This is a genomic window from Variovorax durovernensis, from assembly GCF_977011995.1.
This window is the reverse complement of sequence record NZ_CDRNCW010000001.1, coordinates 1,520,025-1,538,375: the sequence shown is the minus strand read 5'-3', so window position 1 is coordinate 1,538,375 and position 18,351 is coordinate 1,520,025. Positions and strand designations below refer to the sequence as shown.

14 protein-coding genes and 1 pseudogene are annotated in these 18,351 nt (G+C 65.8%); 8 read left to right on the top strand and 7 right to left on the bottom strand.

What is annotated here, in order from left to right; all coding sequences use genetic code 11:
- Positions 1-10 precede the first annotated feature (10 nt).
- The 4 genes from ACWV14_RS07275 to ACWV14_RS07260 are packed head-to-tail and all read left to right on the top strand — an operon-like array spanning position 11 to position 3,532.
- Positions 11-1,504 (top strand): MBOAT family O-acyltransferase, encoded by a 1,494-nt coding sequence (locus ACWV14_RS07275; RefSeq protein ID WP_454907514.1) that lies wholly within the window; start codon positions 11-13, stop codon positions 1,502-1,504.
- A 1-nt stretch (position 1,505) separates the two neighbouring features.
- Positions 1,506-2,540: a hypothetical protein gene (locus ACWV14_RS07270; protein WP_454907515.1), complete on the top strand. Its 1,035-nt coding sequence runs from the start codon at positions 1,506-1,508 to the stop codon at positions 2,538-2,540.
- A gap of 30 nt (positions 2,541-2,570) precedes the next feature.
- On the top strand, positions 2,571-3,326 hold the full coding sequence (zapD, locus tag ACWV14_RS07265; RefSeq protein WP_422085272.1) for a cell division protein ZapD: 756 nt from the start codon (positions 2,571-2,573) through the stop codon (positions 3,324-3,326).
- Positions 3,323-3,532: a DNA gyrase inhibitor YacG gene (locus tag ACWV14_RS07260; RefSeq protein WP_422085271.1), complete on the top strand. Its 210-nt coding sequence runs from the start codon at positions 3,323-3,325 to the stop codon at positions 3,530-3,532. Before zapD ends, ACWV14_RS07260 begins: the two co-directional genes overlap by 4 nt.
- A 12-nt stretch (positions 3,533-3,544) precedes the next feature.
- Here ACWV14_RS07260 and ACWV14_RS07255 read toward each other — a convergent pair whose 3' ends face one another.
- From ACWV14_RS07255 to secA, 6 genes are read right to left on the bottom strand one after another with little or no spacing between them, the layout of a single operon-like run.
- The gene (locus ACWV14_RS07255) at positions 3,545-5,512 is read right to left on the bottom strand and encodes an acyltransferase family protein (protein WP_454907516.1); all 1,968 of its coding nucleotides are present in this window, start codon (positions 5,510-5,512) and stop codon (positions 3,545-3,547) included.
- 17 nt (positions 5,513-5,529) lie between these two features.
- The gene (locus tag ACWV14_RS07250) at positions 5,530-7,500 is read right to left on the bottom strand and encodes an acyltransferase family protein (protein ID WP_454907517.1); all 1,971 of its coding nucleotides are present in this window, start codon (positions 7,498-7,500) and stop codon (positions 5,530-5,532) included.
- 3 nt (positions 7,501-7,503) lie between these two features.
- The gene (locus ACWV14_RS07245) at positions 7,504-7,950 is read right to left on the bottom strand and encodes an NUDIX domain-containing protein (RefSeq protein WP_454907518.1); all 447 of its coding nucleotides are present in this window, start codon (positions 7,948-7,950) and stop codon (positions 7,504-7,506) included.
- The gene (locus ACWV14_RS07240; protein ID WP_422085268.1) at positions 7,947-8,822 is read right to left on the bottom strand and encodes an ATP-binding protein; all 876 of its coding nucleotides are present in this window, start codon (positions 8,820-8,822) and stop codon (positions 7,947-7,949) included. Before ACWV14_RS07240 ends, ACWV14_RS07245 begins: the two co-directional genes overlap by 4 nt.
- A 52-nt stretch (positions 8,823-8,874) precedes the next feature.
- Positions 8,875-10,104, bottom strand: a complete 1,230-nt coding sequence (gene argJ / locus ACWV14_RS07235; RefSeq protein ID WP_454907519.1) for a bifunctional glutamate N-acetyltransferase/amino-acid acetyltransferase ArgJ — start codon at positions 10,102-10,104, stop codon at positions 8,875-8,877.
- Positions 10,105-10,134: 30 nt separating this feature from the next.
- The gene (secA, locus tag ACWV14_RS07230) at positions 10,135-12,921 is read right to left on the bottom strand and encodes a preprotein translocase subunit SecA (protein WP_454907520.1); all 2,787 of its coding nucleotides are present in this window, start codon (positions 12,919-12,921) and stop codon (positions 10,135-10,137) included.
- Positions 12,922-13,090: 169 nt separating this feature from the next.
- Here secA and ACWV14_RS07225 point away from each other — a divergent pair, with 169 nt between their 5' ends.
- The 4 genes and pseudogenes from ACWV14_RS07225 (at position 13,091) to ACWV14_RS07210 (ending at position 17,103) form a co-directional block, all read left to right on the top strand.
- Entirely contained in the window at positions 13,091-13,399 is a 309-nt protein-coding gene (locus ACWV14_RS07225) for a hypothetical protein (protein ID WP_081267917.1), read from the top strand.
- 51 nt (positions 13,400-13,450) lie between these two features.
- Positions 13,451-14,437: an ornithine cyclodeaminase family protein gene (locus ACWV14_RS07220; RefSeq protein ID WP_454907521.1), complete on the top strand. Its 987-nt coding sequence runs from the start codon at positions 13,451-13,453 to the stop codon at positions 14,435-14,437.
- Between the two features lie 335 nt (positions 14,438-14,772).
- A pseudogene (locus ACWV14_RS07215) lies at positions 14,773-15,006 on the top strand (ESPR-type extended signal peptide-containing protein); the annotation flags it as partial.
- 15 nt (positions 15,007-15,021) lie between these two features.
- Positions 15,022-17,103, top strand: a complete 2,082-nt coding sequence (locus ACWV14_RS07210; protein WP_454907850.1) for a YadA family autotransporter adhesin — start codon at positions 15,022-15,024, stop codon at positions 17,101-17,103.
- A gap of 42 nt (positions 17,104-17,145) precedes the next feature.
- Here ACWV14_RS07210 and ACWV14_RS07205 read toward each other — a convergent pair whose 3' ends face one another.
- Positions 17,146-18,294 carry a threonine synthase gene (locus tag ACWV14_RS07205; RefSeq protein WP_454907522.1) on the bottom strand — a complete coding sequence of 383 codons (1,149 nt, stop codon included), beginning with the start codon at positions 18,292-18,294 and terminating at the stop codon, positions 17,146-17,148.
- Positions 18,295-18,351 lie beyond the last annotated feature (57 nt).

Here is an 18,351-nt window from a genome sequence, read left to right as displayed (position 1 = left end):
GCCCCTCACGATGCTTTTCAATTCGTACCCTTTCATCTTTGTATTTTTCCCGCTGGTCCTGATCGGCTTCTTCCTGATCGGCGCGCGCAGTCCCCGGTCGGCGGCGGGTTTCCTGGCACTGGCCTCGCTCTTCTTCTACGGCTGGTGGAGCGTCAAGGCGCTGCCGCTGCTGCTGGGGTCGATCTGCATCAACTACTGGTTCGGACTGCGGCTCACGCCGTCTCCCGGCCGGGAAGACAAGCACCGCAAGGCCCTGCTGATCATCGCGCTGGTGATCAACCTGGGTGTGCTGGCCATCTTCAAGTACGCCAACTTCTTCCTGGAGAACATCGACGCCGGCCTGGCCGCCGCGGGCTTCTCGCAGATCGACCTGGTGCATATCGTGCTGCCGATCGGCATCTCGTTCTACACCTTCACGCAGATCGCCTTCCTGGTCGACTGCTGGCAGGGCAAGGTGCATGAGCGCAGCTTCATTCACTACGTCCTGTTCGTGACCTACTTCCCGCACCTGATCGCGGGTCCCGTGCTGCATCACGCGCAGATGATGCCGCAGTTCAACAACCCGGCCACCTACAAGATCAACGCCCGCAACCTGGCGCTGGGGCTGGGCATCTTCGTCTTCGGCCTGTCCAAGAAGATGCTGATCGCCGACCCGCTGGGGCAGTACGCCGACATGATGTTCAAGGGCGTGCACGAAGGCGTGCTGCCCTCGCTGTACACGGCCTGGTTCGGTGTGCTGGCCTATACGCTGCAGATCTACTTCGACTTCTCCGGATATTCGGACATGGCCGTCGGGCTGTCGCTGTGCGTGGGCGTGCAGCTGCCGCTCAATTTCCGGTCGCCGTACAAGTCGACCAACATGATCGAGTTCTGGCGCCGCTGGCACATCTCGCTGTCGACCTTCCTGCGCGACTACCTCTACGTGCCGCTGGGCGGCAACCGCAAGGGGCCGGCGCGCCGCTACATCAACCTGTTCCTCACGATGCTGCTGGGCGGCCTGTGGCATGGCGCGGCCTGGACCTTCGTGATCTGGGGCGCGCTGCATGGCGCCTATCTCATGGTCAACCACTTCTGGAACGCCAAGGTGCGGCGCGGCAAGACCACCAGCACGGTCCTCGGACGCGTGGTCGGATGGTTCATCACTTTTGTCTGCGTCATGATCGCCTGGGTCGTGTTCCGCGCCGACAGCATGTCGACCGCCATCGAGATCTACAAGGGCATGCTGGGCATGCACGGTGCGCCCGTTTCGGCGTTCAGCGAATTCAAGGTCCCGTTCCGCAAGCCGGAGTTCTTCCAGACCATCCTGGCCGGCCTGGTGATCTGCCTGGCGCTGCCGCCCACCATCACGCTCGACCGCTGGATCCCGAACGTCGCCGGCCTGGCCGGCCGGCCGCACCTGCAGCGCCTGGCCACCTGGGTCACGGGCCTGGGCTGTGTCTATCTTTTTGGCCTGTGCCTGTCGAAGTTCGGCAGCTACAGCCCGTTCCTCTATTTCCAGTTCTGACATGGAAGACACGAAATCGGCCAAGGTTTGGCTTCGCATCTTCGCCGCGGGCTACCTGGTGTGCTGCGCACTGCTGCTGACCAGCCTCTTCACGCCCATTCCCTATGGCGACCTGACCCGCATCGGGCGCATCTCCGAGCGCGAATTCGGCTGGCACGAGCCCCCGCCACCCATTCCGGATGCCGACGTCAAGACCTGGCCGATCAACGAGTCCGACATCCTGGTGATCGGGGACAGCTTCTCGGTGCGCTACGCCTGGCAATCGGCACTGGTGGGCGCGGGCTACAAGATGACGACTACGCACTGGGACAACCTCGACGGTGTGCTGTGCGAGGACTTTTCCAACTGGCTTGAAAAGTCTGGTTTCAAGGGCAAGGTCGTGATCGTCGAGAGCATCGAGCGACTGCTTGAGAGCCGAATCGAGAAGTCAGCAGCCTGCAAGACGATGAAGCCCCCCTTCAGACCGACGCCGCCCCCCTTCGAAAACCCGGCCAAGCCCGCACCCGGCTTCCAACTCAACTGGGACGCCGAACTGCTCAGCGGCTGGTACACGTACCACAACACCAGGGCCATCCTGGCCTCCGACAGCTGGACCAACACGCCCGAGCGCTGGGGCCCGCTGATCGACGCGCGTGTCGTGCCCGACGGCTGCAAGCAGTTCAGCCACCATGCCTGCAACAAGCTGCTGATGACCGCCGAAGACCGCGTCAACCCGGCGCTGTCGGTCAAGTCGGCCCAGTTCATGAAAAACTTCGAGACCACCGCGGCGCCCTACAAGGTCGTCTGGATGGTGGTTCCGAACAAGAGCACGGTGTATTTGCAACAAAACCATGCCGACGAGTTCCGGGCCGCGTTCAACCCGCAAAATATCGGGCCGGACCTGTTCGCGCTCGCGGAGCAGAACCGCTTCAAGGTCATGGACCTTTTCCCCGCCAACGAAACCCATGTCTCGACCCGCGGATACATTCTTTTCGGTCAGCGTATGCTGGAGGCTGTGCGACAAGTGTTTCCGCCACCGGCAGCCAAGTCGCAATGAGCTCGAACCTGACGTGAAAAAACGATACGCGTGATCCTTTACGAGTACCCCTTCAACGAGCGCATCCGCACCTACCTGCGGCTGGAGCACCTGTTTCGCCGCCTGGGCGAGTTGGTGCCCGCTGAATCGCCGCTGTCCCACCACTACGCCCTGATCACGATCTTCGAGATCATGGACGTCGCCGCGCGGGCCGACCTCAAGGCCGATGTCCTGCGCGACCTCGACAAGCACAAGAGCGTCTTCAACAGCTACCGCGGCAACCCGGCCATTGCCGAAACGGTGCTCGACCAGGTCATCGGCCAGCTTGAGCGGAACTTCACCACCCTCAACGGCGTGGCCGGCAAGGCCGGGCAGGCGTTGACGGAAAACGAGTGGCTCATGAGCATCCGCAGCCGCGCCGGCATTCCGGGCGGCACCTGCGAATTCGACCTGCCCGCCTACTACGCCTGGCAGCATCGCCCGCCGGCCAGCCGCCGCGCCGACCTCGAACGCTGGTCGAACACGCTCTCGCCGCTGGCCTCGTCGATCTACCTGCTGCTCAAGCTGCTGCGCGACGCCGACGTGCCCTACAAGGTGATCGCCACCAACGGCCAGTTCCAGCAGAACCTGCCCCAGGGCCGCAGCTTCCAGTTGCTGCGCCTGCGCATCGACCCCAAGCTGGGCCTCATTCCTGAAATCAGCGGCAATCGCCTCATGGTGTCGGTGCGCCTCATGCGCCACGACAAGGACGACCGCCTGCATCAAAGCTCGGACGACGCGCCTTTCGAGCTGACCCTCTGCGCATGACCGGCGTGAACGACAAAGGCGAGCGGATCGTCCGCTGCCCCACGTGCGGCGGCGACAGCATCTACGCGCCCAGCAATGCCTACAGGCCGTTCTGCAGCGCACGCTGCAAGGGCATCGACCTGGGTGCCTGGGCCAGCGAGGAATTCAGGATGGCGGCCGAGGCACCGCCGGACGAAGAGCCTTTCGGCGATCCCAAGATCCAGTAGCCTCGACGCAGGCTACTTTCCGGCCCCGCCCTCGTCCAGCAGCGCCGGGTCGATGTACGTCGCGAAGCTGCGCGCATACCTCGGCCGAAGGTGGCCGATGTCCTTGTAGGCCGGCGAACCATCGTCCGGCATGCTGCGGATGCACTCTTCGCCCGCGCACAGGCTGGCAAATGGCTCGATGACCCGCGCACCGTTGGCTTGCGCGACCTGCTTCAGCCGCGCATTGAACAGTGCCTGGTCTTGCGGCATCGGCGCCTTGAGTCCGCTGGAGGCCCTCAGGTCACCGAGCCGGCTGCCTTCGATCTGCCTGAGCGGATCGAAGTCCATCCCGACCGGGTTCCCGAGCACCAGATACACCGGCTTCAGCGCCGACAGCCGCTTCAAGACTTCACCCAGCGATTTCAACGCCAGCTCGACACCATCGCCGTTGAGGAACGGGTGCACGGCCTGCTTGTCGTCCACGAAATAGTTCGCCAGCGGCCCGGTCCCGGTGAAATAGCAGCTCCAGCACGCGCCGATCACCACGGAATCGACCTCGGGCTTCAGCGCCAGGCCGAGCACTGCCTCGCGCCGCTGGTCGCAAGCCTTGTCGGAACTGCTGAACATGCCCGGCACGGGCGGGCAAGCCCCCTGGGTCGCGAAGTACGCCGTTCGGGCCTTGTCGGGCTGCGTGCGGGTCAGCTCGAGCGCGCGCGGGGCGTACTGCTCGATATGGCTGTCCCCGATCAGCAGCACGTTGTGCTTGCCGCCGCCGGCGCGGTAGACGAACTGACCGCCGAGCGTGTCTTCCTGTAGGCCGCCGTAGTAGTTGTCTTCCTGCGTTGCGTCGGCCACGGCCTGCAGGGCCGGGCTGTCGTGGCGGGGAGGCGGCGTGCCCGTGAACACCACCAAGCCGGCCAGCGCCAGCGCTGCGCCGCCGCCCGCCAATCCGCGCAGCATGGCTTGCGAGAGATGCAGCTTGACGAAACGCTCGACGAAGCGATACGTGGCCCAGGCCAGGACGATCGCGGCCACCACCATCGCGATGCGCACCTGCAGCGACGGCTCCCCGCCCGCGACGATGCGCGCGTAAGAGAGCAGCGGCCAGTGCCACAGGTACAGCGGATAGCTGATCAGGCCGATCCACACCATCAACCTGTTCGACAGCACATAGCGATTCAGCACGCCGTTCGGACCCGCTGCAATGCAGCTGACCGCGCCGAGCACCGGCACAAGGGCCCACCAGCCCGGAAACGCCCTCGTGCTGTGAACCGCGAAGAGCCCCCACACGATCAGCCCTATACCGACGACGGATTGCACATGCCGCAGCATCGCGGTGCGTGAACTGTCCGAAGCAACGACCGGCCGCAGCCGCATGGCTGCCAGCAGGCCGCCAGCCATCAGCTCCCAGGCCCGCGAGAGCGGCGAGTAGAAGGCGGCAGCGCGGTGCGGCTGCACGGTGAGCACATTGACCAGGAAGGAAACCACGGCCACGGCCAGCGTCACCTTCAGGATCGGCCAGCGCTTTCGCCAGGCCAGCCCCAGCAGCAGGGGCCAGAAGATGTAGAACTGCTCCTCGATGCCCAGCGACCACAGATGCAGCAGCGGCTTGGTCTCCGCCGTCGCATCGAAGTAGCCCGCTTCACCGAGGAACACCAGGTTGGCAAAGAAGGCGGCCCCGCCGGTGGTCTGCTTGCCGAGCTGCGAGAACTCCCCTGGCAGCAGCACGTACCAGCCGAACGCCAGCGTGGCGAGCAGCACGAGCACCAGCGCGGGAAAGATGCGCCGGATGCGCCGTGCATAGAAGTCGCGGTAGCTGAAGTCTCCCGCCGCCAGGCTCTGCAGAAGAATGGTCGTGATCAGGAAACCCGAGATCACGAAGAAGATGTCGACCCCGATGAACCCGCCCGGCAGCAGGCTGGGAAAGGCGTGATAGACCAGCACCGAGCCGACCGCGATGGCACGCAGGCCGTCAATATCGGGGCGGTACTTGGGATGCATCGTGCGCGGCGCTTTGCTCAACGCGGCTGCGCTGCGGCCGCGGCCGGCGCGGTGCGCACGGTGCGGTCGAAATAGCTCGCCTCTTCACGGGTGTAGCGCGGCCGAAGGTGATCGGCGTCCTTGTAGGCGGGTGAGCCGTCGGGCATCGTGCGCAGGCACTGGTCGTTCTTGCACAGCACCGCCATCGCGTCGATGGGCTCCGCGCCGCTCGCTTCGGCAATGGCGCGCAACCGGTCGTTGAGCTGCTTCTGGTCGGCCGGCAACGGTGCCGTCGGCGTGGAGTTCATCGCCTCCATGTGCGTCAGGCGGCTGCCTTCGATCAGGCGCTTGGGCGTGAACTCCGGGCCGCCCGGGTTGTCGAGCAGCAGGTAGACCTTCTTGTGCCGTGCCAGTTCGCGCAGCGTGGCTTCCAGCGATGCGAGCGAACGCTCGATGCCGTCGCCGCCCTGGAACGGATGGACCTTGTTGTCGGCATCGCGGAAATAGTATTCCAGCGCGCCGTGGCCGACGAAGTAGCAGTTCCAGCAGCCGCCGATGACCACCGAATCGACCTCGGGGCCCATCGCATAAGCCAGCATCGCGTCACGCCGCTCGGCGCAGCCGATGTTCTTGTCGGCCTGCACGCCCGGCACCGCCGGGCACGCCCCCTGGGTCACGAACCAGGCCGACTTGTCCGGCATCGCCAGCGTGCGGGACAGCTCCATCACCCGCGGCGCGTACTGCTGCACGTGGCTGTCGCCCACGAACAGCACGCGCTTCGGCCCGCTCCCGGTCTTGTAGACCAGCTGCTCGCCGATCTGGTCGAGCTTGAAGTCCGCGTAGTAGTCGGCGTCCAGCGTGGCATTGGCGACGATCTGCAGCCTCTCGCTGTCATTGCGGGGCCCGGGCACGCCCAGGAAGATCGCGACGCCCGCCGCGGCCACCAGCACCATGCCGGCGCCCAGCACCTTGATCGTGCCGGGGCCGGGGCGATTCCTGGCGAAGCGTTCGATGAAGCGGTAGGTGCCCCAGGCAAGCAGCACGCTCGCCACCATCGCACCGGCGCGATAGACCGGCGACGGATGCAGCGGATCGGCTTCCACGATGCGCACGAACGCGAGCAGCGGCCAGTGCCACAGGTACAGCGGATAGCTGATGAGGCCGATCCACACCATCACCCGGTTCGACAGCAGGTACTTGTTCAGCACGCCGTTCGGTCCGGCTGCAATGCAACTCACCGCGCCCAGCGTGGGCAGCAGCGCCCACCAGCCCGGGAACGACTTGTTGCTGCGGATCATGACCAGCCCGAGCACGATCAGCCCCACGCCCAGCAACGACTGCGCATGGCTGCGCCATGCATTCGGCGCCGGCGGCTTCAGCCGCATGCAGGCCAGGATGCCGCCCACCATCAGCTCCCAGAAACGGGAAGCCGGCGAGTAGAACGACGCCGCTGGCAGCGGATGAACCGTGGTCACGTTGACCAGCAGCGACACCGCCGCCACCGCCAGCACCACGCGCACGATCGGCCAGCGCTTGCGCCATGCGAGCCCCAGCAGCAGCGGCCAGAAAATGTAGAACTGCTCCTCGATGCCCAGCGACCACAGGTGCAGCAGCGGCTTGGTCTCGGCGGCCGTGTCGAAGTAGCCCGACTCGCTCCAGAACACCAGGTTGGCAACGAACGCCGAGCCGCCCACCGTCTGCTTGCCCAGCTCGGCAAACTCGTCGGACAACAGCAGATACCAGCCGGCGCACAGCGTCGCCAGCAGCACCACGATCAGCGCCGGGAAGATCCGCCGGATGCGCCGCTCGTAGAAGTCGCGGTAGCTGAAATCACCCGCGGCCAGGCTCTGGAGAATGATCGTCGTGATCAGGAAGCCCGAGATCACGAAGAAGATGTCGACCCCGATGAAACCGCCCATCAGTGCCGTGGGGAAGGTGTGGTACACGACCACGGAGGCCACCGCGATCGCGCGCAGCCCGTCGATATCCGGACGGTACTTGGGATGCATCAATCAGTCGGCCGGCGCGGCGGCCGGCTGCTGCGCGAACGGCAGCCCACGCTCCTCGGACAGCCACTGCAGCACGGGCAGCGCCCCCGGCAACACCGGCGTCACGTCCAGCGGCAACTGCTGCCAGGCCATCTGCTGGCCTTCGCGCATCTCGAATTCGCCGGTCCAGGCCGTCACCTTGCACCAGTGCAGGCGCACCAGCGCATGCGGGTAGTCATGCTCGGTGATCTTCCAGACCTCGGCACCGTCGATGGTGATGCCGAGCTCTTCCTGCAGCTCGCGCCGCAGCGCCTGTTCGACCGTTTCGCCAGCCTCGATCTTGCCGCCGGGAAACTCCCAGTAGCCCGCGTAGGCCTTGCCTTCGGGCCGGGTCGAGAGCAGCAGTGCGTCGTCCGACAGGCGGATCAGCACGCCGACGGCGACTTCCGTGTGCTTGCGCGGCTCGCTCACGCGTTGCTCCGACCCGCGTAGTCCCGCGCGAACTGGTAGGCCACGCGGCCGCTGCGCGAACCGCGCTCCAGCGCCCAGACCAGCGCCTCCGCCCGTGCCGCGGCAATGGCCGCCTCGTCCACGCCGAACGACGAGAGCCACTGCCCCACGATCGTCAGGTACTCGTTCTGGCTGAACGGATAGAAGCTCACCCAGAGGCCGAAGCGCTCCGACAGCGAGATCTTTTCCTCGATCACTTCGCCCGGATGGACTTCGCCGTCTTCCGTGTGGGTGTACGAGAGGTTGTCCTTCATGTACTCGGGCAGCAGGTGGCGCCGGTTGCTGGTCGCGTAGATCAGCACATTGGGCGTCGACGCCGCGATCGAGCCGTCGAGGATCGACTTCAGCGCCTTGTAGCCCGGCTCGCCCTCGTCGAAGCTCAGGTCGTCGCTGAACACGATGAACTTCTCGGGCCGCTGCGAGACAACCTCGACGATGTCGGGCAGGTCGGTCAGCTCGGCCTTGTCGACCTCGATCAGGCGCAGCCCCTGCGGCGCATAAGTCTGCAGGCAGGCGCGGATGAGCGACGACTTGCCGGTGCCGCGCGCGCCCGTCAGCAGCACGTTGTTGGCGGGCTTGCCTTCGACGAACTGCTGCGTGTTGCGCGCGATCTTTTCCTTCTGGACGTCGATTTCCTTGAGCGAATCGAGCGACATCGCCGCCACGTGCTTCACCGGCTCGAGCACGCCGTGGCCCGAGCTGCGGCGGCGGTAGCGCCAGGCGATGGATGCGTTCCAGTCGGCCGGCGCGGCCAGCGGCTGCGGCAGGATCGATTCGATGCGATTGATGAGCTGCTCGGCGCGCTCGATCAGCCTCTGGAACTGCTCGTTCATCTGCGCCCCCCCGGGGGGCAGCTACGACACGAAGTGCGGAGCGTGGGGGCCGTCATGATCTGTAGTCGGCGTTGATGGTCACGTATTCGTGGCTGAAGTCGCAGGTCCACACGGTTTCGCTGGCGTCGCCGCGGCCCAGGCCGATGCGCACCGTGATCTCGCTCTGCTTCATCACGCGCTGGCCGTCTTCTTCCCGATACGACGGATTGCGCCCACCCTTGACCGCCACGTGCACGTCGTCGAGGAACAGGTCGATACCCGTCTGGTCGAGGTCGTCGATGCCCGCATAGCCGACTGCCGCCAGGATGCGGCCCAGGTTCGGGTCGCTGGCGTAGAAGGCAGTCTTGACCAGCGGCGAATGCGCCACGGCGTAGGCCACCTGCTTGCACTCCGCAGCGTTGCGGCCGCCATCGACCTGGATGGTGATGAACTTGGTTGCGCCTTCGCCGTCGCGCACGATGGCCTGAGCCAGTTGGCGCGCCACGTCCTGCATGGCGGCCACCAGCGCCTTGCCGTCGGCCGCGTCGAGCGAAGTGATGGGGGCGTTGGCCGCCTTCTGCGTCGCGATGACCACGAACGAGTCGTTGGTGGATGTGTCGCCGTCGATGGTCACGCGGTTGAAAGAGGCATCGGCCAGCAGCTTGGCCAGCGGCTGGATCAGCGAGGGATCGATCTTCGCGTCCGTCGCCATGAAGCCGAGCATGGTCGCCATGTTCGGGCGGATCATGCCGGCGCCCTTGCTGATGCCGGTGATGGTGACCGTCGCGCCGCCGACCTGGGCCCGCTGGCTGAAGGCCTTCGGGATGGTGTCGGTGGTCATGATGCCCTCGGCCGCGCGCGCCCAGTGGTCCGCGGAAGCATCGGCCAGCGCAGCCGGCAGGCCGGCTTCGATGCGATCGACCGGCAGCGGCTCCATGATCACGCCGGTCGAGAACGGCAGGATCTGCTCGGGCGAGATTTCCAGCTTGCGCGCGAGCGCGATGCAGGTGGAACGCGTGCGCATCAACCCGTCTTCGCCCGTGCCGGCGTTCGCGTTGCCGGTGTTGATCACCATCGCGCGGATGCCGTGGTTCGCGGCCAGGTGCTCGCGGCAGACCTGCACCGGCGCGGCGCAGAAACGGTTCTGGGTGAACACGCCGCCGACGGCGGAGCCTTCGTCGATCAGCACGACGGTCAGGTCCTTGCGATTGGCCTTGCGCACGCCCGCTTCGGCCACGCCGATTCGGACACCAGGCACCGCGAACAGGGCGGCGGGATCGGGAGCAGACAGGTTCACAGGCATGGGATGTCTTTTCTTAGGTTCCGGGTCTGGTCAGCTGAGCTTGCCGTGGCATTGCTTGTACTTCTTGCCGCTGCCGCAGGGGCACGGATCGTTGCGGCCGACGCGGGCAAAGGCCAGGGCTTCGGCGCTCAGGGCGCCCGCACCCGCGGCCGCCGCGCGGCGCTGGCTTTCCTCGTCGACGCGCACCTCGACCTCGCCGGTTTCCGTCGGCGCGGTGTAGGTGATGTTGGTGACGTTCTCGCCGCGGCTTTCGAGCGCCTCGGCGGCTTCCTCGAGCTGTTCGCCCGATTGCACGCGCACCGTCATCAGCTGGCGCGTGACTTCGTTCTTGACCGAGTCGAGCAACTGGCCGAAGAGCTCGAAGGCTTCGCGCTTGTATTCCTGCTTGGGCTGCTTCTGCGCATAGCCGCGCAGGTGGATGCCCTGGCGCAGGTAGTCGAGCGAGGCCAGGTGTTCGCGCCAGTGCGTGTCGATGCTCTGCAGCAGCACCATGCGTTCGAACTGGGTGAAGTTCTCCTGGCCGATCAGCGCCACCTTCGCGTCGAAGGTTTCGTTGGCATGCTTGAGCACCTTCTCGACGATGTCCTCGTCGGCGATGGCTTCCGAGGCCTCGACCTCCTTCTTGAGCGGCATGTCGATGCCCCACTCGGTGAAGAGCGTCTTCTCGAGGCCTTCCAGGTCCCACTGCTCCTCGACCGATTCGCTCGGCACGTACTGGCGCACGAGGTCGGTGAAGCAGCCTTCGCGCAGGCCGGCGATCTGCGCCGTGAGGTCGCCCGCGTCGAGGATGTCGTTGCGCTGCTGGTAGATCACCTTGCGCTGGTCGTTCGACACGTCGTCGTACTCGAGCAGCTGCTTGCGGATGTCGAAGTTGCGTGCCTCGACCTTGCGCTGCGCGCTTTCGATGCTGCGCGTGACGATGCCCGCCTCGATGGCTTCGCCGTCGGGCATCTTCAGGCGGTCCATGATCGCCTTCACGCGGTCGCCCGCGAAGATGCGCATCAGCGGATCGTCCAGGCTCAGGTAGAAGCGCGACGAACCCGGGTCGCCCTGGCGGCCCGAACGGCCACGCAGCTGGTTGTCGATGCGGCGCGATTCATGGCGTTCGGTCGCGATGATGCGCAGGCCGCCGAGCGACTTCACGAACTCGTGGTCCTTGGCCCATTCGGCGCGCACGTGCTCGATGTCGGCCTTCTTCGTGGCTTCGTCGCGGCCTTCGTCGTTCTCGATGGCCTCGATCATCTTCTCGATGTTGCCGCCCAGCACGATGTCGGTGCCGCGGCCGGCCATGTTGGTCGCGATGGTGATCATCTTCGTGCGGCCGGCCTGCGCCACGATGTCGGCTTCGCGTGCGTGCTGCTTGGCGTTCAGCACCTGGTGCGGCAGGCCCGCCTGCGTCAGCAGGCCGTCGATGATTTCGGAGTTCTCGATGGACGAGGTGCCCACCAGCACCGGCTGGCCGCGCTCGTAGCACTCGCGGATGTCCTGGATGGCCGCTTCGTACTTCTCGCGCGTGGTCTTGTAGACGCGGTCGAGCTGGTCGTCGCGCTTGCTGATGCGGTTCGGCGGAATGATCATGGTCTCCAGACCATAGATTTCCTGGAACTCGTAGGCTTCGGTGTCGGCCGTGCCGGTCATGCCGGCGAGCTTGCCGTACAGGCGGAAGTAGTTCTGGAAGGTGATCGAGGCCAGCGTCTGGTTCTCGGCCTGGATCTCAACGCCTTCCTTGGCTTCAACGGCCTGGTGCAGGCCGTCGCTCCAGCGGCGGCCGGTCATGAGGCGGCCGGTGAATTCGTCGACGATGACCACTTCGCCCTGCTGCACCACGTAATGCTGGTCGCGGTGGTACAGGTGCCGGGCGCGCAGCGCCGCGTTCAGGTGGTGCATCAGCGTGATGTTGGCCGGGTCGTAGAGCGACGCGCCCTCGGGCAGCAGCTTGAACTCGCCAAGGATGCGCTCGGCGTTCTCGTGGCCGTCTTCGGTCAGGAACACCTGGTGGGTCTTCTCGTCGACCGTGAAGTCGCCGGGCACCGTGACGCCTTCGCCAGTGCGCGGATCGGCCTCGCCTTCCTGCTTGGTCAGCAGGGGTACCACCTTGTTGATGGCCAGGTAGAGGTCGGTGTGGTCTTCGGCCTGGCCGCTGATGATCAGCGGCGTGCGGGCCTCGTCGATCAGGATCGAGTCCACTTCGTCGACGATGGCGTAGTTCAGGCCGCGCTGAACCCGGTCGCCGGGCTCGTAGACCATGTTGTCGCGCAGGTAGTCGAAGCCGTACTCGTTGTTGGTGCCGTACGTGATGTCGCTGCCGTAGGCCTGCTGCTTCTCCTCGCGGGGCATCTGCGGCAGGTTGATGCCGACGGTGAGGCCGAGGAAGTTGTAGAGGCGGCCCATCCAGGTCGCGTCGCGGTTGGCCAGGTAGTCGTTCACCGTGACCACGTGCACGCCCTTGCCGGACAGCGCGTTCAGGTACACCGGCAGCGTGGCGGTCAGCGTCTTGCCTTCGCCGGTGCGCATTTCGGAAATCTTGCCGTTGTGCAGCGCCATGCCGCCCAGCAGCTGCACGTCGAAGTGGCGCATCTTCATGACGCGCTTGGAGCCCTCGCGCACGGTGGCGAAAGCCTCCGGCAGCAGGGCGTCGAGGGTCTCGCCCTTGGCGATGCGGTCCTTGAACTCCTGCGTCTTGGCGCGCAGTGCGTCGTCGCTGAGCTTTTCGAACTCGGGTTCGAGCGCATTGATGCGTTCCACCGTCTTGCGATACTGCTTGAGCAGCCGATCGTTGCGACTGCCGAAAATCTGGGTCAGGAAGTTGGTTGCCATGGGTGGAGATGGGCGGGCGCCTGACGCGACAGGCACTTCGACCGGATTCCCTAAGATATGGTGAAAGCAGTTGGGCGCGCTTTCAATGAAAGCAAGCGGCCCTTTTTCCGGCGCGAACGTCGGCAAACCGGGCATTTTAGCTGTCTTGTTTCTAACCCCTGGATTACCCATGTATCGCCGCACTCCCCCCGCCATTTCGCTGCAGCAAGCTGCAGAAGGCTCGCCCACGCTGGGAAGCCTGATGGCGCGCGCCCGCGACACGGCGGAGCGGCTGAAAGCCGTGGAAGGCCTGATTCCACCCGCCATGCGCGGGGCCATACAGGCCGGGCCGGCCGAAGGCGACGTGTGGTGCCTGCTGGTGCAAGGCAGCGCCGCCGCCGCCAAGCTGCGCCAACTGGCGCCGATGCTGGTGACGCGGCTAAAGAACCGGGGCTGGGACGTGGCGAGCATCCGCATCAAGGTGCACACGGGGCGCTGAGTTCGGCGGCCGGGTCTATATTTTTTGTCTGGAAATAGATAATATTTCCAGATGACGCCATTTATCGCTCCCGCCGACGCCCGGCTCCTCCTGCTCGACAAGAACCAGGTCGACGCCCTTCTCCTGCCCGACGACGTGCTCCTGGCCGTCCGCGAGGCCTTCGTCCTGCACAGCGAGCGCGAAGGCCGGGTGTTCCCGGTCGTGCGCGAGCCGCTGAAGACTGGCGGCGTGTTCGGCATCAAGTCGGGCGACGTGCAGGCCCAGGGCCTGCTCGGCTTCAAGGCGGCCGGCTTCTGGCCCGCCAACCGGCAGCGCGGCGGCGAGCCGCACCAGGCAACGATCCTGCTGATCGACCCCGCCACCGGCCGCCCCCTTTGCGTGATAGACGGCAACGCGGTCACGACCGTGCGTACCGGCGCGGCGGGCGGGCTCGGCCTGCAGCAACTCGCGCGGCACGACAGCACGCGGCTGTGCCTGTTCGGCACAGGCGTGCAGGCGCGCATCCAGCTCGACTTCGCGCTGCGCTTGCTGCCCTCGCTGAGCGACGTTCTCTATATGAGTTCCGACGGCCAGCGCAAGCCGGCATTCGAAGCTGCATTCGCGGGGCGCTGCAACATCGCTCCTGCCGGCGACCGCAATACGGCCGTCGCTCGCAGCGACGTGGTGATCACCGCCACCCCGGGCGGCGGCGCCCTCTTCGACCTGGAGGCCGTGCAGCCCGGCACGCACCTGAACTGCGTCGGTGCCGACACCCGCGGCAAACGCGAACTGCCCGAAGGCCTGCTGGCGCGCGCGCGGCTGTTCGTCGACGACCGCACCCAGGCCCGGCAGATCGGCGAGACCCAATGGGCGGCCGATACACCCAGCGATGAACTCGGCGACCTGCTGAGCGGCAAGACGCCCTTCCAGCGCCCCCCCGGAGACATCACGGTCTTCGACATGACCGGTCTTGCGCTGCAAGACCTGACCGTCGCGCGCCTGCTGCATGCGCGGGCGGACGAAACAGGATCGGGCACGCGCATCGCGTGGCCCTGGTAGCGAGGTTCAACAGACTTCGGATGAACGCACGCCAGCATCGTGATCTTTTCTACGAAAAGAAGAAAACATATCCAACGAAGTCCGCCCGAAATCAATTGCCGCAAATTGCAATTGACAGGCAATTAATTAGGCAACGCGAGCTTACTCGCCATCAACGCATTATTTGATAGCGCGACTTTCTGCTTTATTCAAAGCAAAATTTCGCAGCTCTTCAAATAGCACGAACCGCCCACGGCGGTCATCCACGGGCAATAAATTTCATTGCCCACCCCGCTCCCGACTCGATACATTCCGCGGCCTTGGAGGTCGAGCGGGGGTGCGGCACGCCTGTTTCAATGGCATTAAATGCTTTGAAAAAGGCGCGGGATGATTTCAACCACTCGAAAAAGCACTCACACGGAGCCAGCCTCGATCGCCTGTTTTTTAGACTTTTTCTTTTGCAAGTTTTTATGAATAATACTTATCGCAATGTCTGGAATGAATCATTGGGTGCGTGGGCGACGGCAGCCGAAACCGTCAAGTCTGATGGCCATGGAGGCAGTTGCAAGAGCTTCGGCGGGAAGGCTCGTTTCAGGCTCTCCACGTTGGCGGCAGCAATCCTGGTTGCCGGCTTGCAGATGACGGCGCCGGATGCCGGCGCATCCACCTATTCCAACTTCGCTCCGAGCAACGGCTGCGTTTCCACCACCAGGGCGACCATCGGACAGGTGACGGTCACCGGCACGAATGCGCAACCGATCGACGGGACCGGCACCTGGTCCAACATCCTTGGCTGCGACACGAGCGGCAACGGCCTGGACGCCGTCTCGGTGTTCGGAACCTACTCTCAAGGCGTCGGAGATGGGGCGGCCGTCTTCGGCTTTCACGGCAATGCCGGCCAGTGGGCCAGTGCATTCGGCCTCTCCGCCAATGCGGCCGGCACCGCAAGCACAGCGCTCGGTTTCGGAGCGCGCGCTCAAAGCCTCAATTCGATCGCCATCGGCGGCGCGGGCGGCGACGGAACCACGGTGCTGTCGCCCGCGAATTCCACGACGGCTTCGGGCGCCGGTGCCGTTGCCATCGGCAGCAATGCAATCAAGGGCGCGCAAGCGACCGCCTCCGACAGCATCGCCATCGGCGGGCACTCTTCGGTGGCCGCCAGCGCGGCTTCGGGCGTGGCCATAGGACAGGCCGCGACGGTGTCCGCAAGCCGGGCGCTTGCAATTGGCGCTGAGGCCAACGCCGCCGGCGAAAGCGCCGTGGCCCTGGGCAACAAGGCTGCCGCTGCGTACGACGGCAGCGTTGCCCTCGGGGCGGGCAGCAAGACGGCGGATTCGCTCGCTGCGCTGCAAGGCGCAGTTGCCTACACAGCGTCCCCTGGCGCGGCCATCTCCGGCGCGACGCCGGCAGGGGAAGTGTCGGTGGGCTCGAGCGGCAATGAACGCAGGCTCACCAACGTTGCCGCGGGCGCCGCCCCGACGGATGCCGTCAACGTCAGCCAGCTGTCGACCGCGACGGCTTCGCTGTCCGGCAGCCTGAGCACGACGAACAGCAACCTGGCCAGCCTGTCGACCTCGACCTCTACGGCCCTGGGCACGACGAACCGCAACCTGGGCAACCTGAGTTCGAAGGTCACGTCGATCTACGACACCGGCACCAAATACTTCCACACCAACTCGACGGCCGACGACTCGGCGGCCACCGGCCAGAAGGCGGTGGCCATCGGCGCGCAATCGGCGGCAAGCGGCACCAACTCCTTCGCGGCCGGCAGCGACGCGAAAGCGACGGCCGACGGCGCGGTGGCATTGGGCGCCAGCGCCCAGGCCACCGGCGCGAACGCCATCGCCATCGGAACCGGTGCGCTGGCAACGGGCTCGCAGGCCATCGGCGTCAACGCTCGCGCGGGTGGCGGTGGCGCGGCCCTGGGCGACGGCGCGGATGCCGGCGGCACACCGCTGAGCCGCGCGCAGAACGCCTCGAAGGGCACGGCCATCGGCTTCGGCGCGGTCGTGCAGCAAAGCGGCGGAGTCGCGCTGGGTGCGAACTCGGTGGCGTCCACCGCGGCGGGCGTGGCCGGCTACATGCCCGGCAATGCGCCGGCGCAGCACCAGGCTGCCGTCAAGGCAACCACCGGCACGCAGGCCGCCGTGTCCGTGGGCGATGCGGCCAACCGCCAGTACCGCCAAATCACCGGCGTGGCCGCCGGTTCGGTCGACAGCGATGCGGCCAACGTGGCGCAACTCAAGGCATCGGCGGCAGCCGTCAAGGCCGGCAGCGTGCAGTACGAAACCAACCCCGACGGTTCGGTCAACTACAACCGGGTCACGCTGGGCGCGGGCCAGGCGCCCGGCGGCACGCGCATCGGCAACGTGGCGCCGGGCGTCCTGCCGAGCGACGCAGTCAACATGAATCAGTTGAACCAGGTGAAGAGCCAGGTCGGCGACGTGGCCCGCATCGCCTACTCGGGCACGGCCATGGCCTTCGCGATGTCGGGCACCTACCTGCCGACGCTGTCCGCCGGAGAGAAGACCGTGGGCGTGGGCCTCGGCAGCTATAAGGGCTACAGCGCCGTGGCACTGACCTTCAAGGCGCTGTCCGAGGACGGCAGGGCGTCATGGGGCGCGGGCCTTTCGACCACGGGCAAGGAATGGGGCCTCAACGCCGGCGTCGGCTGGAAGTGGAAGTAAGCCAGCCTCTGCATCGGCCGGCTGTCGATCCACGGCGGTTCGCTACGCGGCGGTATCGCTGAACAACCCCGTCATGAACTGGGTGGACTTCAGGCCCGTGCCGGTCAGCAGCGCAACCGTCGTCTCGCTGGCGCGGATGTCGCCGCGCTGCGCCAGCACCTCGATGGCCGCCGCGGCCGAGGCGGATGTCGGCTCCGCATAAAGCCCGCTTGCGGCCAACTGGCGCACCGCCGCCGCAATTTGCGCCTCGGTCAGCGCCACCGTCCTGCCGTTGGTCTCGCGCAGCGCCTGCAAGATTTCCTGCAGGCGCACGGGCCGCTTGATTGCCGTGCCTTCGGCAATGGTCGGCTGCACGACGCGCTCCACCAGCGTGTCCACGCCCGCCGAGAAGCTCGCATCGATCGGCGAGCAGTTCAGCGGCTGCGCAACGAAGATGCGCGGCAGCTTGCTGATCTGGCCCGCCGCCAGCAGCTCCTTGAAGCCGATCCAGCACCCCAGCACATTGCTGCCCGCGCCGGTAGGAATCACCACGTTGTCGGGCGCCACGAAGCCCAGGTCTTCCCACAGTTCGTAGGCCAGCGTCTTCGTGCCCTGCAGGAAGAACGGGTGCCAGTTGTGGCTCGCATAGAAGATCGATTCCGACTGGCGCACCGCCTCGTATTCCGACTCCTCGCGCGGTCCCGGCACCAGTTGCACCTCAGCCCCGAAGGCGCGGATCTGCGCCACCTTGGGCGCCGGCGTGTAGCTGGGCGCCAGCACCTTCACGCGCATGCCCGCCGCCGCGCCTGCCGCGGCAATGGCTGCGCCGCCGTTGCCCGAGCTGTCTTCCAGCACCGCATCGACGCCGATCTGGCGCAGGAACGACATCATCACGGCCGCGCCGCGGTCCTTGAAGCTGCAGGTCGGGTTGAACCATTCGAGCTTGAAGTACGGCTCGAGCCCGCCCCAGCGCTTTTGCACCAGCGGCGTACAGCCCTCGCCCATGCTCGCCGGGTTCTCGATGGCCACTGGCAGCGACGCGCGGTAGCGCCAAAGCGAACGCGCGCGCGAATCGATGTCGTCGCGCGAGATGCCGGGAAGTGGCGTGACGAGCATCGGGTTGCCGTCGTCGGAGCGCCAGCGGCGCTCCGATATTTCGTGGTGCCTGCCGGTGCGCGGATCGACGTAGCGTGCGCGTTCTTTCGAGGTCATTCGCGACTCCATGCATAAAACTGGATAATACATCCAGTTCTATACTTTTTGTATAAG

Excerpts from the sequence above, each read along its gene's own strand:
- ACWV14_RS07260 (WP_422085271.1), top strand. The coding sequence starts at position 3,323 with ATGACCGGCGTGAACGACAAAGGCGAGCGGATCGTCCGCTGCCCCACG.
- ACWV14_RS07270 (WP_454907515.1), top strand. The coding sequence starts at position 1,506 with ATGGAAGACACGAAATCGGCCAAGGTTTGGCTTCGCATCTTCGCCGCG.
- ACWV14_RS07255 (WP_454907516.1), bottom strand. The coding sequence starts at position 5,512 with ATGCATCCCAAGTACCGCCCCGATATTGACGGCCTGCGTGCCATCGCG.
- argJ (WP_454907519.1), bottom strand. The coding sequence starts at position 10,104 with ATGCCTGTGAACCTGTCTGCTCCCGATCCCGCCGCCCTGTTCGCGGTG.
- ACWV14_RS07205 (WP_454907522.1), bottom strand. The coding sequence starts at position 18,294 with ATGACCTCGAAAGAACGCGCACGCTACGTCGATCCGCGCACCGGCAGG.
- ACWV14_RS07225 (WP_081267917.1), top strand. The coding sequence starts at position 13,091 with ATGTATCGCCGCACTCCCCCCGCCATTTCGCTGCAGCAAGCTGCAGAA.
- ACWV14_RS07220 (WP_454907521.1), top strand. The coding sequence starts at position 13,451 with ATGACGCCATTTATCGCTCCCGCCGACGCCCGGCTCCTCCTGCTCGAC.
- secA (WP_454907520.1), bottom strand. The coding sequence starts at position 12,921 with ATGGCAACCAACTTCCTGACCCAGATTTTCGGCAGTCGCAACGATCGG.
- ACWV14_RS07250 (WP_454907517.1), bottom strand. The coding sequence starts at position 7,500 with ATGCATCCCAAGTACCGTCCGGATATCGACGGGCTGCGCGCGATCGCG.
- ACWV14_RS07275 (WP_454907514.1), top strand. The coding sequence starts at position 11 with ATGCTTTTCAATTCGTACCCTTTCATCTTTGTATTTTTCCCGCTGGTC.
- ACWV14_RS07240 (WP_422085268.1), bottom strand. The coding sequence starts at position 8,822 with ATGAACGAGCAGTTCCAGAGGCTGATCGAGCGCGCCGAGCAGCTCATC.